This is a genomic window from Burkholderia sp. Se-20378 (assembly GCF_017104665.1).
GTDB classification, from domain to species: Bacteria; Pseudomonadota; Gammaproteobacteria; order Burkholderiales; family Burkholderiaceae; genus Burkholderia; species Burkholderia lata.
Window position 1 is genome coordinate 1 of sequence record NZ_JAAGPG010001122.1, and the last position, 1,205, is coordinate 1,205.

Sequence of the window (1,205 nt, forward strand, 5' to 3'; positions counted from 1 at the left end):
GGTCGGCCGGCGCCGCGGGCGGGAGGCCGGTCGGCCGCGTAAAGGGGCGCGAAGCCCGTCGCGCCCGCGGTACCGACTGACCGCGGGCGGCCCGCGTCAGTGGTCGATTTCCTTCAGCAGCGCGGCGGCCGCGAGCTTGCCGATGCCGTTCGACGCGAGCGGGCTGTCGCCCGTGATCAGCTTGCGGTCCTGATGGCAGCGGCCGGTCATGTCCTTGTTGAGCACCTTCGCGCCGAGCTTTTCCAGGCTTTGCGCGACGAGCCACGGCAGCGGGCCCGGCATGTAGCCGATCTCGAGATTCGGGCCGGTGTCGAGCGCATCCGGGAACACGCACATCTCGTAGCCCTTGAACGGGTAGTTCTGCGGATCTTCGTCCACGGCGGCCGACAACAGGCTTGCGGGCCCGTGGCACAGCGTGATGATGTGCCGGTCGTAGTCGAGCGCCCATTGCAGCGCGCGCTTCACGTCCTTGCTGTACGGAATGCCGGCGAGGACGCCGTGGCCGCCCGGAATGAACACGGCGATGTACGGCGATTCGGGGCCGAGGTCGGCGTCGAGCACGTCGGACAGCTTCAGCGGCGTCTTGAGCTTCGGCAGGTACTTCCGGTACGTGCTCTGCACCGCCTCGTCGTCGCCCGGCATCGCCCAGAGTTCGAGTTTCGCGGGGTTGCCCGACAGCGTCGCGATATCGATCTCGAAGCCGGCCTGGTCCATGTGATGCATCGGCAGCAGCATTTCGACCGGATGATTGCCGGTCGAGAACATCTTGCCGTTCGTCATCAGGACGTAGCGCTCGTCGGTCGCGATCATCAGCACCTTCCACTTGCCGCCCGTGTACGGATTCGGGTAATCCGCGCCGGTGAAATCGGTCTTCGACGACGTGTACTGCGACAGCGAATACGGGGACGGAAAGTACGCGTTGTTTTCGGCCGGATCGGGCGAGGGCGTTCTGTCCATCTGCGGCTGTTCGGAAGTCATGGCTGCTCCTTACTCGGGGGGGGGGCGGATTGAGGATTCGGCATGGAAAACGGCCAAAACGCGGGCATTGCGCATGCACGGTTTCGAATCGGCGGCGTGGGCCTCCGTTCATGCCCGGGACGAGGGGACGCGGGGCCCGAAGAACCGGTTGGGCGCCGTACTGAAACGTACAGCGGGAAGCGTAGCGACACGCCCGGCGGATGAGTTGAGGAGCTACACGGGATCGC

Annotated in this window: 1 protein-coding gene; it reads right to left on the reverse strand. The window is 66.0% G+C overall.

What is annotated here, in order from left to right:
* Positions 1-96: 96 nt before the first annotated feature.
* Positions 97-978, reverse strand: coding sequence for a glyoxalase III HchA (gene hchA / locus G3N93_RS40515; RefSeq protein WP_206135575.1), 882 nt, complete (start codon positions 976-978; stop codon positions 97-99).
* Between the last annotated feature and the right edge of the window lie 227 nt (positions 979-1,205).

Coding starts and splice junctions, on each gene's coding strand:
- hchA (WP_206135575.1), bottom strand. CDS start 978: ATGACTTCCGAACAGCCGCAGATGGACAGAACGCCCTCGCCCGATCCG.